The organism is Paenibacillus sp. JJ-223, from assembly GCF_927798175.1.
GTDB classification, from domain to species: domain Bacteria; phylum Bacillota; class Bacilli; order Paenibacillales; family Paenibacillaceae; genus Paenibacillus; species Paenibacillus hubeiensis.
Map to the genome: position 1 here is coordinate 104,761 of NZ_CAKMMP010000003.1, position 13,309 is coordinate 118,069.

Consider the following 13,309-nt stretch of genomic DNA (forward strand, 5'->3'; position numbering starts at 1 on the left):
CTCTCCTAACGTTCGTTAAATCTGGAATCCATTGCGCAAATAAGTAAACGCGGAATCGATATATTCATCGAATGAAACGGAACCCGGCGTATCCTCGGAAGGCAGCCCAGGAATGTTAACAGGGACGCTTCCATCCAGCAGGGGGATGATCGCCGCGCAAACGGCGCCGGCAAGAAAATGGTTATAGCCCACCGGATAACGGTTTTCGAACAGTCCATTCAGCGCTTCCTGGGCAGCGGTCTGCAATCGGTGCAACAGGCTGAGCGTGTAAGGAGCCAGCGTCGGATACGTTTTCGACAGTTCCAGAATTTGATGGATTCTCCGAAGGACCTCTTCCGTCAATTGCATTTTGATGAACTGGTACATGACTTCAAGCGGCGTCGTATCTTCGGGCAGCCGTTCAATCATGTCCAAATATTCGTCAATCCCGTGAAAATGCTCGCCCGCCATGACTACGGCTTCCTCCTTGCACGAAAAATGATTCGCGAACGTTCTGCGGGAATATCCTGCGCGCTGCACGATATCTTCGACCACGAAACCATCCAGCCCGCGTTCCAGGGCAAGTTGAAAAGCGGCTTCAGCCAAAGCGCTGGCGGTGGCTTCTTTTTTGATAGCGCGTAAACTGCGGTTCACGATGGTTCACCTCCGATTCCATAAAAATGTGGGAAAGATGCCTCAATCATATCAATTAATTGCCCAATGTGCAATTTTGCCTAAAGTGCAATATTTAAAATCGAGAAAGTTGCATGAAAAAAAGACCATAAGGCTGAGGGCCCAAGGTCTCACATGCAAGTCACATACGTCTATTGCTAGCGTACGTTACATACAACCAATCAGACACTGAACATGTGCCAGAGTGCCAATATGAACTGATAGGAGAAATAGAATGAAAATCCCAATAAAAGTATGCCTGCAATGACGGAGACAAAACGAATCATGGCCCGGCTCATCACTTTGCGCGAAACGGAAACGATGGACATCAAGCCCAAGTCATGAATCACAATGCCGCATAACACGCCGATGGCCGCGATGGCAAAGCTTTCTTTGCCCGAATTGTAAGAAGCCGATAACACGGCTCCGAAAACGGAGATCCAGAAGATCAGATTGCCGGGGGATACAGCAACCAGCAGTCCGCTGAAGAATGTGCTCCAGAACGATTTTTTCGTTTTTTCATCTGCCGGGGTGATGTCCTGGTCTGCGTTCCGGATCGAATCATAGCCCAGGTAGGCCAGAACGGCTGCGCCCGCAAGCCAAAGCGGAATTTGCACATAAGGCAATGCAAGCAAGGAAGCAAACCCGAAATACATCGCCAGGATCAGCGAAACATCGACCGTCATGCCGCCCAGACCCACGGCCCACCCGTGAACGAACCCGTTTTTTAATCCTTGCTTCGTCATCTCGACCGTAATAGCGCCGACAGGCATGGCTATGGCGAGACCGATTAAAACATATTTGATGTAAATTTCCATAAAAAAGCTCCTTTCACTATCGGGAATCCACGTGGAGACATGAAAAAAGACGGCATGGGCAAAGCTACTTAGAAAGCAACATCACTCACTCATATGAAAAAGGAATGAATCCATGGGTACTGCATCAAATGCGTCAGACAAGGAGAAAAAACTGAAATGGTGGCAGCTAAGCCTGCTTGGCGTTGCTGGCACGATCGGTACGGGTTATTTTTTGGGATCGGGACTGGCCATCTCCATCGGCGGACCGGCGGTATTGTTTGCTTATGTTTTGGCCGCGCTGGGGACCTATGTAGTGTTCGATGCCCTGGCTCGGATGACGGCCGGTCATCCCGAGCAAGGCTCCTTTCGTTCCTACGCGAAGAACGCGTATGGCAGCTGGGCAGGGTTTGCGAGCGGATGGATCTACTGGTTTTCGGAGCTGCTCATCATGGGAAGCCAACTGACCGCATTAGCTATTTTCTCGCGATTCTGGTTTCCTGCAGTTCCGTTGTGGATATTCGCTGCTGGTTTCGGACTGGCAGGCATGTGCATCGTCTTTTTCGGCAATAAAGGATTCGACCGGGTCGAGCATGTGTTGGCGATCATCAAGATTGCTGCCATTGCGATGTTTTTGATACTGGCATGTTCACTTCTGGCCGGATGGATCGGGGGAGCGAAATTCAATGCCGATCTGCCCCTCGATGCTGCAGAGGTCTTGCCCAAAGGATGGAACGGGCTGTGGTCGTCTTTTCTGTTTGCGTTCTATGCTTATGGCGGCATTGAAGTGTTAGGTATCTTGTCCTATCGGCTAAAAGACCCCAAACAGGCGCCCAGAGCCGGGAAAGTCATGTTGATCACCCTTGCGGCAGTTTACGCCTTATCCATCGGACTTGCCGTAAGCATGGTTCCATTAAGCGCGTTTAATCCGAAGGAAAGCCCGTTCGTGTTGGCGCTGAGCAGCGATCATCTGAAATTCATCCCCCACGTGTTCAATGGAGTGTTGATCATTGCCGGATTTTCCACCATGACTGCATCCCTGTACGCCGTCACGTCGATGATGATCACCCTAGCACAGGAGGGGGATGCGCCTAAGCTTTTTTCGCGAAAATGGAAGAAAAAATATCCGCTGTTTGCGTTAACCCTCATCGGCTGCGGCTTGATCGGAACCATTGCCGTTTCCATAATGCTGCCGGAAAAAGTGTATGAGTACGTTACGACGGCAGCCGGATTAATGTTGCTGTACAACTGGTCCTTTATTTTGATGTCTTCGGGCAAGTTGGTTAAGGCGACTGCTTTCGGGAAAATCAAGCGCTGGGTCGGATTGCTGCTCATCGGAGCGGCCGTTACGGGAAGCTTGTTCCATCCGCTCAGCCGCCCCGGATTTTTCGTCAGCCTGCTGCTTGTTGCACTGATTGGTGCAAGCGACTTCATGGTCCAGCATGTCCGCAAAAAGAGGGCGCGTCTGTCAGAGCCCCATCCAGGGAATGCCGATGCGATGCATTATTCCGAACGGATGCCGACATTTGCGAAGCGAAGAAACAAACTGAAATGATGAAGGCATGACAAAAGCCCTCTTTCGAAAGGACTGCTTTTAACATCCTATTCGAAGGAGGGTCCTTCTAGGACAAGGTTCTGTTAATTCGTTGACAAGCACGTTTCGAATCACTCCTGCCGCTGTCCTTTTTGCAGGGCGCGATGAAACGGGCACTTGGATAAAGAAGTCTCGTCATCCCGCAGATAATACTGCTTGTATTCAAGGTTTCCTTGCGATCCGTACGGTTTCAATTCCGGGTGGGCGGGAGCAGCATCGTATTTGACCAAGCGCTCGCGGATTCTCGGAGCAATGGCAGCCGCCTTTTGGGGATGGGCATTCCAGCGATCAAGCACCCAACGGGGCGTTAAGGCTAACATGAAATAAGGGAAGCTGCGGCTTTGGCGAAGGACGTGCGCCGGCGTGCCGCAATAGACAAAATAACGTTCCCCGTCATAACAGTACTCCCACATGGCATTTTCCGGATCTTCCGGAATGTCGGACGGCCAGGATGCATCGTCGTGACCGCTGACCTCGCTTAACAGATTCCAGAAAAACGTTTCATAACTCAATACGTCTTCAATACTATCCCCGGGTTCGAAAAAAACGACCAGGGAAGAATAATCGCCGAAAGAGCGTGAATATTGTCCATATTCTGCAATGATGGCTGCCAGTTGGCTGCCTGCAGACCCATTGCCCGAATTGGACACGAACCCATAACGGAGGTGGCCCAGTGCGAAGGCATGCGTTGCCGGAATGCAGGGAAACCGGTGTTCCCGATCGCCCATTTTGGAAGCGAATCGCTTACAGGCGTCTTTTTTCCAGTCATCCAGTGAAAGCTCTTCACGCTCGATCTCGGTATGTTCGAACAACAGCGACATGAACAGTCCTCCTTTTCCTTATAGGATATCGCCCAGAAGGAAAATGGTGACTGTCCAGTTGACGTTTTGCGCAAGGCCTATAACGACAACAGGCGCGTGCTGTCTTGCCCGTGTAAACAAACAGCCCAGCGCACATCCGGAGATTGAATGGGCTGCTTTGTTTGCACGAAGGTATTCGGCAAGCCGTCCTTAATGGCGGCTTTTTCCCGCTTATGGATCTTTACATCCAACCTGATCCCATTTAAGATGAATATGATTTTGGCCTCGTTGAAATAATGACAAAGACAAGAACTAGGGGGGCCAGAATTTTTGATTTAATGATCTTTGGGAGATGGAACATATGCTCGAAATTACCCCTAATCTTGATCCGGCCTCGGATGAGCCGATGTATTTGCAGCTATATGAATACCTGAAAGACGAAATACAGAAAAAAAGAATTCCGGCTAACGGCAAATTGCCTTCGCAACGGCGCTTGTCCTCGTATTTGAACATCAGCCGCAATACGGTAGACGCGGCATACCAGCAGCTCGTTGCCGAAGGGTACGTCATCAGCGAAGAACGCCGGGGGCTGTTCGTCGCCGAGATGCAGGATACGTTTCTGCTGGCCGGCCTTCCGCATGATGCACTGCAGTCCGGAAGCGAAGGTGAAGCTGCCGGACTCGAGGGACCGGCGCAAAAGTACGCATTCGATTTTAAATATGGGGAAGTGGACCTGACTCATTTCCCCTTCAAGCTATGGCGTCAAATGATGATGAAAAGCATCATGGCCGAACAAAATAGCGTGATTTTGGCCGGGGAACCGCAAGGAGAACTTGGACTGCGCAAGCAAATTTCGGAGTACATCTATCAATCCCGCGGCGTAAATTGCCGGGAAGAACAAATCGTTATTGGTGCGGGCACGCAGTATCTATTAAGCATGCTATGCAAGATCATCGGCAGGGAGCATGGTTTCGGGGTGGAAGATCCCGGGTACGATCAGGCCCTTCTGGTCATCAAGGATTACGCAAAACAAGTAGAACCGATCCCTCTCGACAAACACGGCCTGAGCGTGGTCGAGCTGATGAACACAGACGTAAAGGCCGTATATGTTACGCCTTCGCATCAGTTCCCGACAGGTACCGTCATGCCGATCTCCAGGCGGTTGGAGCTGATCGAATGGGCAAAAAATAACGACGGGTACGTCATCGAAGACGATTACGACAGCGAATTCAGGTATGAAGGCAGGCCTATTCCCTCACTGCATAGTTTGGATATGCATGGAAACACCGTGTATTTAGGCACGTTTTCCAAACTGTTGATGCCTTCCATACGAATCAGCTTCATGGTGCTTCCGGAAAAACTGCTAGGAACGTACAACGAGCGGTACGCGGGTTACAAACAAACCGTGTCCAAACTGGATCAGCATACGCTGGAGATGTTCATGGAAAGCGGCGAATGGAGCAAACATCTCAACAAAGCCAGAAACATTTATAAAAAAAGACATCATGCGTTATTGACGGCAATCAAGGATTACATGAAGGACAGCGTTCAAATCATCGGTTCGGCTTCAGGGCTGCACCTGGTGCTGGAGCCGCGCAACGGCATGACCGAGGAAGAACTTATCGCCGCCGCGCAGCATAATGGCGTTTTGGTCTATCCGATGTCTGCTTTTTATGAGAAAAAGCATCATTCGGGAAACGCGCAGGTCCTGCTTGGTTTCGGAGGATTGAATGAGGAACGGATCCGCGAAGGCGTTTCTCTGCTCTGCGAGGCTTGGTTTCGTGGACGATAATTTGTCCCGGTTTTGCACGGTAACGCGTTGTGGTCCTATATAAAATTTAAAATCTGGCCCTACCCATTACTCCCGGAATGGTTTAATTTATAAGAGCCAGTTAACAAAGACGAAATAAAAGCATGCAATGCTTGGATGGTTCGTTCGAATTCGGATAGGGGGACTACAGATGAATACAGGTACCGATCGTGTGAAAAGAGGCATGGCAGAAATGCAAAAAGGCGGCGTCATCATGGACGTCATGAACGCCGAACAGGCAAAGATTGCAGAAGCGGCCGGAGCGACAGCAGTTATGGCGCTGGAGCGCGTGCCATCGGATATTCGTGCCGCAGGCGGCGTTGCACGGATGGCAGATCCAACGATCGTGGAAGAAGTCATGAAAGTGGTAACGATCCCGGTTATGGCCAAAGCACGCATCGGCCACTACGTGGAAGCCAAAGTGCTGGAATCCCTGGGCGTGGATTACCTGGACGAGAGTGAAGTGTTGACACCAGCCGATGAGGTGTACCATATCGACAAACGTGAATTCGTCGTTCCGTTTGTTTGCGGCGCGAAGGATCTGGGTGAAGCGCTGCGCCGGATCGGAGAGGGTGCCTCGATGATCCGTACCAAAGGCGAGCCGGGAACCGGAAATATCGTTGAAGCGGTCCGTCATATGCGTTTGATCAACAGCCAGATCAAGAAAGTGGCGGGCATGTCCAAAGACGAGCTGTATCATGAAGCCAAATTGCTCGGCGTTCCTTATGAGCAGCTGCTGGATGTACACGAAAACGGCAAACTGCCGGTCGTCAACTTTGCGGCAGGCGGTGTAGCCACCCCGGCGGATGCGGCGTTGATGATGCACCTGGGCGCAGACGGCGTATTCGTAGGATCAGGCATTTTCAAATCGGACAGCCCTGAGAAGTTTGCGCGTGCGATCGTGGAAGCAACGACGCACTACACGGATTACAAATTGATCGCCGAAGTATCCAAAAACCTGGGTACGCCGATGAAAGGCATCGACATTGCCACGCTTGCACCGTCGGAGCGCATGTCGGACCGCGGCTGGTAAGATCATCAAGACCATGGTGTGTGACCGTGGAGGACTATAGGTCAAGAAAGCATCACTCTTTATGGAGTGGTGCTTCTTCTTTTTACGCAGGGCAACTGTACGAAAAGGGGAAATGCCGAAGGAACGACTTACACTTTTAATACCCTGCCAAACCTTATACAATAAGGCATATCCGCAAGAAGAAAGGAAGATGAAATGATGCCACTGACCCCCGCAGGAATTCAAGCGATGGAGCTTCGGATGGACGTGAATGGGGAAGCGTTCGTCGTACATCCGACATTGTTGTGGGACGAGCAGCATGTCGTTCTTGTCGATACCGGCATTTCCGGGCAATTGGACCTGATCCGTACGATGCTGGAAAAGGAAGGGTTTGCTTTGGACGATTTGACGCATGTCATCATCACCCATCAAGACCGCGACCATATCGGCAGTCTGCCGGAAGTGGTGCAAGCCAGGGAAGGCCAGGTCGCGGTGCTGGCGCATGAGGAGGCCGTCCCTTATTTGACCGCAGCGATCCCGCTCATCAAAAGCAAGGTTTTCGCACCGTCCGTGCAGGTGCATACGGCACTTCAGGATGGCGACATTCTTCCGTTGGCCGGCGGCATTCAGGTCGTCTATACGCCGGGGCACACGCCGGATCACATGTCACTGTACCATATTCCGAGCAAAACGCTGATCGCCGGTGATGCATTGACTTCGCAAGAAGGCAATCTTCTCTCCTTTGACCCCCAACATACGTTAGATCCATCCACCGCTTTGCAGTCGATCGCGAAATTGCTGGAGCTCGACGTGGATGCAGTGATCGCTTATCATGGCGGCGCCGTCACGAATCATGTGAAGGAACGGCTGCAAGAAATCGTACATACGACACCCGTCATTCGACCATGTGAGGAGAGCGATGAACCTGCCATTTTCCGCATTATTAACGATGCAGCTACCGCCTATCAAGGGGTTATTCCGGAAGATCGGTATCATGTGCCGTATATGAGCCTGGAAGAGCTGAAGCAGGAGATGAACAGTGGCGTAAACTTCTGGGGCGTCGAGCTTGGCGGACAACTTGTCGGCGTCATGGGTATCCAAGACAAAGGGGATGTGGCGTTAATCCGTCATGCTTACGTACAAACGTCAAGCCGCCAGGGCGGCATTGGCACCATGCTGCTGAATCACATCGTTGGATTTACCGACAAACCGATCCTGATCGGCACATGGGAAGCGGCATCGTGGGCCATCGCGTTTTATGAGAAAAACGGCTTCGCCCTGGTTCCGCCGGAGAAAAAAGCGGAGCTGCTGCAGCGATATTGGGACGTGCCGGAAAGGCAGATTGAAACGTCGGTCGTGCTGGCATCTCCGAATGTTTTAAAGTAAATATGTTCATCCTTGTACGGTTTCGATTCATGGTAAAATGGGATGGCGATGATCATCGTCAACTGAAAATATTGCTCTTGAGGAGGGGGATTATGGAATTTTTTGCGGAATATTTGACGCGCATCGATCATCCGGAGCACCGTGCCCGAATGGAAGAAGTATTGAATTGGGTAAAGGAGTCTTATCCGGTTTTATCGCCCAAAATTGCATGGAATCAGCCCATGTTTACCGATCACGATACGTTTATTATCGGGTTTAGCGTGTCCAAACAGCACATCGCCGTAGCTCCAGAGAAGGTGGTCATTGAACGTTTTGCGGATGACATTACCCAAGCAGGATACACCCATACCAAGGAACTGATTCGTATGCCGTGGAAAAATGAAGTCGATTTTGGTTTGCTTGCGAAACTGATCGAGTTCAATATAATGGACAAGGCTGAGTGCACTACGTTTTGGAGAAAATAGTAAGCAAGCTCGAAGCACACTACAAAAATAAAAAGGGAGATCCCGTCATGGCAAAAATCGGCCCTAAAATCAAAACGTTTTTGATGTTTGAAGGTCAGGCAGAAGAGGCGATGAACTTCTACGTGAGTCTGTTCGAAGACTCTGAAATCACAAGCATTCAACGATACGGCCCGAATGAAGATGGTCCGGAAGGTTCTTTGCATCAAGCAACATTCAAGCTGGCCGGGCAAACGTTCATGTGTATCGATAGCTACGTGAAGCATGCTTTTTCGTTTACGCCTGCCATTTCCCTGTTTGTGGAGTGTGAATCGGATGAGGAAATTGAACGCACGTTTGCCAAATTGCTGGATGGAGGAACCGTGTACATGCCGCTTGGCGCTTATCCATTCAGTTCCAAATTCGGCTGGGTCGGAGACAAATTCGGCGTGACGTGGCAGCTTAACCTGGCCTGATCCGTTCTCTGAAAAAGCGCGTAAATCGTAGGCTGAAAGCAATCATGACGGAGCAAGAATTCGGACAAGCTTGCTCCGTTCAATATCTTCGATTGCTCCGATAAGCAATGATTTCAGGCTTCAAGACCCACGCCTTCATAAAACTGATACTTGTTTTTGCCGCTTGATTTGGCTTGATATAATGCGGCATCCGCATGCTCAAGCAGCGTGGACAGATCGATATTCATTTGTTCGGTATAAGGAATAATGCCAATGCTCACCGATAATTGGAATTTCTCCTTATCCCTGAGACTGTCCCAGGAGGATAACCGACCCAGAATCAACTCTGCCTGGTTCACAATCTGATGCCGATCCGACAAATGATGATAATAAACCACGAATTCATCCCCGCCAAGCCGAACGACAAACCCGTCATTGTGCAGCATCAGCTCTTCCAAACGAAGGGACACTTCCTTCAATACCAAATCTCCCGCATGATGGCCGAACAAGTCGTTGACATTTTTGAAGCCATCCAGATCAAGGAACAACAAAGCTCCATATGCTGTTGGATGCTCATCAAAGTATTTATGCAGGAACTGCCTGTTGTAAGCCCCCGTTAACGAATCCCTGAAGGCCAATTTTTCCAAATCCAAATAATATGAAAACAGCCTCGCCACTTTTTGAAACAAATTCACGCTTGTGCAGTCAAATACCGAAGCCGAGGAATTCACGGCGCATAACGTGCCGAATACATCCCCGTTTCTCAGGATTATGGGAACCCCTAGGTAGGAACCGATCCTGGCTTCCTTTAAAGCAGGCAGCAGATCATCCAATGCCGAGTCTTGGGTGATATCTTCATAGACCAACGGCGCATCGCATGAGAAATCAATCCGGTTGCATACGGTGGAGTCGACTTGAATCGTCATCCCTTCATGGATTCCGATCGTTTTATCATTGTCCAACACTTTCAGGATGACTTGCTCTGTGTCGGTGAGGGAACTCAGGAATAAAAACTTATCCCGGAGAATCTGATTGGCCATTTCCAAAATATCGTGCGTGACCTCGTTGAAATTTGTATAAAAAGGAAATTCTTTGATGGGCTGACTCATAATGTAACTCTCCTTAATATCAAATATATATAGTTGCAGACGATCAGGTTATCGCTGTGAAATATGTATTCAAGACCGGGTGTCCGGGTCTTCTTGTTGATTTCGTTTAAAAATAGTATCAACCTATATATTACTAAAAACTTACATTCAAAAAAACAAAAATATTTTCAATTTTTAATAAAATGAAAAAACAGGACTTCCTAAAACGAGGTTTAGGAAGTCCATCGTATAATGCTGACCAATTGGAAAATGTTCTAGGGAAAAGTTTAGTTGGATCAAAAAAGAGCATGAGAGGATCATCAAGCGGCTTTAGGCGCCGCAGGTTTGCTGTTTACGATCCAAATGCCGAACAGGACGAGGGCGATGCCTCCAAGCGTGGCGATCTTGAAGGATTCATGTAGGAAGAGCCAACCGGACAACACCCCGATGATGGGAACAGTCAACAATGTAATCGATGCTTTGCTGGCCTCAAGTTTGGACAGAATGTTGGTCCATAATACAAACGCAAGCGCGGACGCAACAATGCCGGAAAACAGCAAGTACAACACAGCGTTCAGATTCCAGTGGGTTGTCCCATGTTCGAACAGCAGGGAGCAAATGAACAGACCGATCGTTCCGAATGCCATCTGCCAGGTCGTGAACTGCACTTTGTCACAGTCCTGAAGCTTTTGTTTGATGATCAGGTTGGAGATTGCCCAAGAGATTGCGGACGAAAGAGCCAGCAGCAAAATCCAAGGATTCCCGGAGAAACGAATGTCCATCGCGAGTCCCAATCCCAGAATGCCAACGATGATTCCAATGGATTTGCGGGTCGTTAACCGGTCGCTTGGAATGACGTAATGTGCCATTAAGGAGAGAAACAAGGGCATGCTGTAGGTCAGCACGGACGTTAAGCCGGCACTGATGTAATTCAGGGATACCTGAATCGCAATGTTAAAATAGGTCGTTTGCAAAATGCCGCAGATCACGAACCATTTGAAATGTTCCCGTTTCGGAAGGGGGATCCGTTTGAAAAACACGATCAGAAAAAGAAAACCGGACCCGACCAAAAAGCGAAAAGCGGCGAATAAAACAGGGGGGAACAGGCCGTTCCCCAGCTTCATGATCACGAAATTGAATCCCCAGATTAAACACAGAACCAAACTCAGAAGTTGCATTTTCAAGTCATATCCCTTCGGTACGTTTTGTTTAGGATGACAGGCTGCCAGGAATATGCTTTGACACCAGGGACAACAGAATATCCTTTTCTCGAACAGCATCCGAATCATACGGAGTGACGGAAGCGTATTGGTCCGAGTTCGTAATAATGATTGGCGTAATTGTGTTATAGCCCTCGGATTGGATGGCTTGTATATCGAATTCCAACAACAGGTCCCCGGCATTCAACCGGTCGCCTTCGTTAATATGGGAGGTGAAGTGTTTTCCTTTCAATTTGACGGTGTCGATACCGACATGAATCAAAATTTCCGCCCCGTCATCACTTACGATCATTATAGCATGCTTGGTTTTGAACAGTTTGGCCACTACGCCATGGACAGGAGATACAACCCTGCCTGCTGCAGGCACGATGGCAACGCCTTTGCCCATCATCTCCTGGCTGAAGGTTTCATCCGGAACAACGCGGAGAGGATGGAGCGAACCTTGCATTGGGCTCAAAATGACACCTTCCGGCACTTCCGTTTGTCCACCAGCATGATTTAAGACACTTTTAGGAGTTGGAGCAGAGGCATTCACGGGTATTTCAACTGTGCTTTCAGGGTTTGGAATGTCTTGGAATCCGATGACCCAAGTGACCACGGCAGCAACAATAAACGAAGCAGCCATGGCGATGGCCAGATAGATGAACGTTTCTCCTAAAAAGAGCGGAATGCCCGGAAGACCTGCCAACGTGTAACCGTACGCTTTGGCTCCATAGAAACCGGAAATGGCTCCTCCGACCGCACCGCCTGTAGCTGCGCCGATGAACGGTTTTTTGAGCCGCATCGTTACGCCGTAGATTGCCGGCTCGGTGACACCCATCAATGCGCTGAACGCAGCTGCACCCGCGACAGATTTGAGGGCTTTATTTTTCGTTTTCAGGAACACAGCGAAGGATGCGCCTGCCTGGCCGATATTGGCTACGGTCATGAGTGGTTTGATGTAATCGTATCCATATTGTGATACGGATTGCACGATGAGCGGAACCAATCCGTAGTGCATGCCAGTGATGACAATCAGCGAGAACGTGCCGCCCAGAACGATCCCTGCAAACAAGCCTGACGTGGAATAGAGCCAAGAGAAACCAACGGCGAGTGCGTTACCCGCATACGAACCGAGTGGACCCAATACAATCAATACGATTGGAATGGCGATGAGCAAAATAATCATCGGTTCGAATACGATTTTCAGCGAACCGGGCACGATTCTTTTAACATATTTCTCGATGTAAGCCAGCAAAATGACGGACAACAGGATCGGCAGTACGGAAGACGAGTAGTCGATCAGGCGCATGGGGGCGCCAAGGAGGCTTAGCTCTGTCACGCCATCCGCACGCAGCGCGGCGAAATTGGGATGAAGGAGCACACCTGCTACAACGACGGCGATGTAAGGATTCGTCTTAAATTTGTTAGCCGCCGTAATGGCCAAGAGGATGGGCAAGAAATAAAAGGCGGTTGTGGATAGTGCAGTCAGCACAACGAACACACCGCTTTCCGGCTGGACCAAATTCCATACCGTGAGCAGGGAAAGCAGCCCCTTCAGCATGCCGGCACCGATGATCACCGGAATGGCAGGGGTGAAGATGCTGGAGATGACTTCGAACAATCGGCTGAATATGTTCTTTTTATCCTTGTTATCCGCAGTAAGTTGCTCTTCATCTTCGTCATCGGTTTTGATGTCGGCAATCTGAATCAGCTGGTTGAACACCGAGCCCACTTCGTTGCCGATAATGACCTGGTATTGGCCGCCGCTTTGGGCAACGCCCATGACTCCGGCCATGTTTTTCAGCCTTTCGGAGTCGGCCCGCCGATCGTCGTGCAAATTAAAACGAATGCGTGTAATGCAATGCGTGGCCATTTTGATGTTTTTCTCTCCGCCGACGCTTTCCAAAATTTCTTTAGCAAGTTGCTTTTTGTCCATGGATCATAACTCCCTTTGAGTCATATTCTCAATTGTAAACACTTACATAATTGTGATGTATCGTGTTCGTTTTCCGGCAATCAAGGGAATGGAATAGGGGATCGATCATCCCCGTTTCCCTTGAAAACCGGCCTTGAAGTA

General features: G+C 49.6%; 12 protein-coding genes. 6 read left to right on the forward strand and 6 right to left on the reverse strand.

Features of this window, described 5'->3' with window-relative positions; all coding sequences use genetic code 11:
- Positions 1-15 precede the first annotated feature (15 nt).
- Together L6H98_RS06850 and L6H98_RS06855 are read right to left on the reverse strand one after the other, a co-directional pair.
- Entirely contained in the window at positions 16-633 is a 618-nt protein-coding gene (locus tag L6H98_RS06850) for a TetR/AcrR family transcriptional regulator (protein ID WP_236413867.1), read from the reverse strand.
- Between the two features lie 200 nt (positions 634-833).
- Entirely contained in the window at positions 834-1,469 is a 636-nt protein-coding gene (locus L6H98_RS06855; RefSeq protein WP_236413868.1) for a LysE family transporter, read from the reverse strand.
- 112 nt (positions 1,470-1,581) lie between these two features.
- Here L6H98_RS06855 and L6H98_RS06860 point away from each other — a divergent pair, with 112 nt between their 5' ends.
- Positions 1,582-3,000 (forward strand): amino acid permease, encoded by a 1,419-nt coding sequence (locus L6H98_RS06860; protein WP_236413869.1) that lies wholly within the window; start codon positions 1,582-1,584, stop codon positions 2,998-3,000.
- A gap of 110 nt (positions 3,001-3,110) precedes the next feature.
- Here L6H98_RS06860 and L6H98_RS06865 read toward each other — a convergent pair whose 3' ends face one another.
- Entirely contained in the window at positions 3,111-3,860 is a 750-nt protein-coding gene (locus L6H98_RS06865) for a YqcI/YcgG family protein (RefSeq protein ID WP_236413870.1), read from the reverse strand.
- A gap of 340 nt (positions 3,861-4,200) precedes the next feature.
- Between L6H98_RS06865 and L6H98_RS06870 the strand changes: the two genes are divergently transcribed.
- The 5 genes from L6H98_RS06870 (at position 4,201) to L6H98_RS06890 (ending at position 8,963) form a co-directional block, all read left to right on the forward strand.
- Entirely contained in the window at positions 4,201-5,631 is a 1,431-nt protein-coding gene (locus tag L6H98_RS06870) for a PLP-dependent aminotransferase family protein (protein ID WP_236413871.1), read from the forward strand.
- Between the two features lie 169 nt (positions 5,632-5,800).
- Positions 5,801-6,682, forward strand: a complete 882-nt coding sequence (pdxS, locus tag L6H98_RS06875; protein ID WP_236413872.1) for a pyridoxal 5'-phosphate synthase lyase subunit PdxS — start codon at positions 5,801-5,803, stop codon at positions 6,680-6,682.
- A gap of 195 nt (positions 6,683-6,877) precedes the next feature.
- Positions 6,878-8,047 carry a GNAT family N-acetyltransferase gene (locus L6H98_RS06880; protein ID WP_236413874.1) on the forward strand — a complete coding sequence of 390 codons (1,170 nt, stop codon included), beginning with the start codon at positions 6,878-6,880 and terminating at the stop codon, positions 8,045-8,047.
- A gap of 92 nt (positions 8,048-8,139) precedes the next feature.
- On the forward strand, positions 8,140-8,511 hold the full coding sequence (locus tag L6H98_RS06885; protein ID WP_236413875.1) for an iron chaperone: 372 nt from the start codon (positions 8,140-8,142) through the stop codon (positions 8,509-8,511).
- 47 nt (positions 8,512-8,558) lie between these two features.
- Positions 8,559-8,963 carry a VOC family protein gene (locus L6H98_RS06890; protein ID WP_236413877.1) on the forward strand — a complete coding sequence of 135 codons (405 nt, stop codon included), beginning with the start codon at positions 8,559-8,561 and terminating at the stop codon, positions 8,961-8,963.
- Between the two features lie 113 nt (positions 8,964-9,076).
- Here L6H98_RS06890 and L6H98_RS06895 read toward each other — a convergent pair whose 3' ends face one another.
- The 3 genes from L6H98_RS06895 to L6H98_RS06905 all read right to left on the reverse strand — a co-directional run bounded on the left by L6H98_RS06895 (position 9,077) and on the right by L6H98_RS06905 (position 13,168).
- Entirely contained in the window at positions 9,077-10,051 is a 975-nt protein-coding gene (locus L6H98_RS06895; protein WP_236413879.1) for a sensor domain-containing diguanylate cyclase, read from the reverse strand.
- Positions 10,052-10,350: 299 nt separating this feature from the next.
- Positions 10,351-11,208 (reverse strand): DMT family transporter, encoded by an 858-nt coding sequence (locus L6H98_RS06900; RefSeq protein ID WP_236414347.1) that lies wholly within the window; start codon positions 11,206-11,208, stop codon positions 10,351-10,353.
- Between the two features lie 31 nt (positions 11,209-11,239).
- Complete coding sequence (locus tag L6H98_RS06905) at positions 11,240-13,168, reverse strand: beta-glucoside-specific PTS transporter subunit IIABC (RefSeq protein ID WP_236413881.1); 1,929 nt, start codon at positions 13,166-13,168, stop codon at positions 11,240-11,242.
- Between the last annotated feature and the right edge of the window lie 141 nt (positions 13,169-13,309).